The sequence below is a fragment of the Desulfosporosinus sp. I2 genome, from assembly GCF_000960765.1.
Lineage (GTDB): Bacteria > Bacillota > Desulfitobacteriia > Desulfitobacteriales > Desulfitobacteriaceae > Desulfosporosinus.
Genome location: NZ_JYNH01000250.1, coordinates 1 through 2,718 on the forward strand (window position 1 = coordinate 1; position 2,718 = coordinate 2,718).

Below are 2,718 nucleotides of genomic sequence, written 5' to 3' on the forward strand. Positions count from 1 at the left end.
TCATTAGTCTGAAATTCAACGAAATAAAAGGGTCGCTTTCGGAGCTGCTTTTTTAGTCATTATGCTTAGAGTCGCAGTACCGCAGCCAAAATCTAAGATAGTATCGCTGTCTTTAATATCGGACTGTAGTAATAAGGCTTTTATTAAACTTTTTTTCCGACATGGTAAGCTTCATTACAGGGTCAAAGAAACGGGTAAGCCATTTAAATTTTAAAGCTGGGATAAACCTTGTGTTTTTTGTCATATCTACACCCCTAACGTGAAATTTTTGGTTTAGCAAATAAGGCGAAATAGGCAAGGAATATAACGCCTGATACGACGAGAATATCTGCCGTATTGAAAACGGGGTAGTTAATCAATTCAAAATCTAAAAAGTCAACTACATAGTTTAGCCGTACCCTGTCAATAAGGTTTCCCAAAGCCCCAGATATAACAAGGGTGAGGGATATAAGCAATAGACGGTTTTGTGTTTTGTAATTCTTAACTAGGCAGACTATTAGAGCTATAGTAACTATAGATGTAATAATTATGAGGAATGCTTGCTTACCTTGTAAAATACTAAATGCTGCTCCAGTATTTTGCCCATAGGTTAAGTGGAATACATTTTTAATGATTGGGAACGTATTGACGGGTTTGAGAAAGGTTTCTGCCAGGTACTTGAACACCTGGTCTATAGCCACAAACACAGCTATAATAATAAAATAATTCATTTCAAGCCTCCAATATTACTTTGATAATAACTTGAATTCATGTTAAATAGCCAGTCGCTGTTGACGTGCAGCCAACCGTGCTCGCATACGTAACTGAGGAAGGGGCACTCGGTAGCGGCATAGCTGTGACGAACTTTGGTATTGAACGCTTTGGCGATTCGGTCGTACTCGCGTGCCGGGAGTCCCTCGGCTGATAGCACCATTATCACCGAGTTGATGTGCAGGCGACCGAGGAATCAAGATTCGCCTACTTAAAAAATGAAAAATGCTAACAAGATATGGTACAATTCTTACCGCTTTGTTTAGCCTTTAAAAGGGCTTTGTCTGAAGCCACAATAACGTCGTAAATATAACGCCCATCGTCTGGATAGCTCGAAACGCCTAAGGAAACCGTAATTTGGGGATATGTTTGATTATCAAGTCGACTTATTTCACATCTGATTTTTTCTGCCATCTTCCTCGCGTTCTTTTTGTCGCAGTCCATTAAAAGTAGTATTATTTCCTCCCCACCGTATCTATAAACTCGATCGTTCGCACGAACACAAGCCTGGATTGTCTGGCCTACCTTCATGAGTACGTTATCCCCAATATCATGACCAAAATGATTATTGAAATCCCGGAAATTGTCAATGTCAATAAAAATCAGTGAGTATAACCCGTTATGTTCCACATTTTTGATATCAATATCAAAAGCCCTGCGATTTAGAAGTCCCGTCAAATTGTCTTTCATTAGGCTTAACCTTAATTGTCGGTTTAACTCTTTTAGTTTATCGAGCCTTTTTAAAAACAGTTCGACCGCAATAAAATTTGTTAACCCAAACATGGCCCCAAGTATAATGCAGTGCACTACCATGTTATTGAATAGCGGCATAGCCGTGAAATGCAATAGTGCTGCATTTATAATTCCGATAATTACCATAGTAACTAACAACCATACTCTGATCATAAGCCAAAAAAACTCCCTCTTCTTAATTATAAGTGATCGCCAAAAGTTTCTCCTCTCATTCTAAAATGCTTCTACGACATCCGGATCAAAATGCTGGTTTTTATCCGCTGTAATTCTATCCATAGCTTCTTGATGAGAGTCCCTATTTTAGATCTCATGGAACAAGTTGCGTCGTACGCTAATCACTTGAGTTCTCCTCTCTCCTCTAGCTTATTTTCATCAGTCCGCTATCCGTACTGATCGTATACACTGTTACCTTGTTTCCGCAGAATTTAAACTCAGTACAACAATCTGCGCAGAAATACTGATCCTTGCCGATAATTCTTACCGCCCGGCTCCGACACTGAATGCATTGTGTTTGTTTCTCGAAAGAGCCCCTGATTCGTTTTACTTGATGCGTAATCTTCACTTTTTCCGACTTGGCTTTTTCGCCCATCTTTTCACCTCCTTTAAATTCGGTAAACATATTCCATAAGTACCTGAAAAAAACACACTTTCAGATACGAACAATCTGTTCTGCAACATCAATGGTAAACACATAAAAAAAGGACAAGCACTCATTGTAAGCCGCCTGTCCTACTCTAACCTCATCTCATTACCAGCCCATGTTACCAGACCAAGACTAGGTGCCAGTTGAACAATTAAAAAACGACTACAGCTACCTTATTAAAATAATATACCGTTCCCGTAGCAATTCTTTTTTTTCGCATTTGTATTCTTCCAAATCAATCTCTCTACGGGCATAACGCCCAAAATCACGTTAGTTCCTGACCTGAATCCAAAACGCCTTTTAAGGCAGCCAGCGCGACCTCAAGCTGGGCATCGTCTGGCTCTCTCGTGGTTAATTTCTGTAATAACAAACCTGGAACAATCAGCCAACGAAACCACGGTGATTCTAAATGCCGCGAAGAGAATTTCAGGATCTCGTAAGCTATCCCCGCAACTAAAGGCATAAGAAGCATGCGGGAAAGTAAGCGCCACCATAAGGGATGTAATCCTACAAATACAAACACGAAGATGCTTACAACAACCACAATTAAAAGAAAACTTGTCCCGCAACGC

The 2,718-nt window shown here is 40.0% G+C and carries 4 protein-coding genes; all 4 read right to left on the reverse strand.

Annotation, left to right across the window (positions count from 1 at the left end):
- Nucleotides 1-254 precede the first annotated feature (254 nt).
- On the reverse strand, nucleotides 255-710 hold the full coding sequence (gene lspA / locus UF75_RS25290; RefSeq protein WP_045577283.1) for a signal peptidase II: 456 nt from the start codon (nucleotides 708-710) through the stop codon (nucleotides 255-257).
- 268 nt (nucleotides 711-978) lie between these two features.
- Nucleotides 979-1,656 (reverse strand): GGDEF domain-containing protein, encoded by a 678-nt coding sequence (locus UF75_RS25295; RefSeq protein ID WP_045577284.1) that lies wholly within the window; start codon nucleotides 1,654-1,656, stop codon nucleotides 979-981.
- A gap of 205 nt (nucleotides 1,657-1,861) precedes the next feature.
- The gene (locus tag UF75_RS25300; protein ID WP_045577285.1) at nucleotides 1,862-2,092 is read right to left on the reverse strand and encodes a hypothetical protein; all 231 of its coding nucleotides are present in this window, start codon (nucleotides 2,090-2,092) and stop codon (nucleotides 1,862-1,864) included.
- Between the two features lie 319 nt (nucleotides 2,093-2,411).
- The coding region (locus UF75_RS25305) for a DUF1385 domain-containing protein (protein ID WP_156146625.1) at nucleotides 2,412-2,718 on the reverse strand (307 nt) is incomplete at its 5' end.

Excerpts from the sequence above, each read along its gene's own strand:
- UF75_RS25295 (WP_045577284.1), bottom strand. The coding sequence starts at position 1,656 with ATGATCAGAGTATGGTTGTTAGTTACTATGGTAATTATCGGAATTATA.
- lspA (WP_045577283.1), bottom strand. The coding sequence starts at position 710 with ATGAATTATTTTATTATTATAGCTGTGTTTGTGGCTATAGACCAGGTG.
- UF75_RS25300 (WP_045577285.1), bottom strand. The coding sequence starts at position 2,092 with ATGGGCGAAAAAGCCAAGTCGGAAAAAGTGAAGATTACGCATCAAGTA.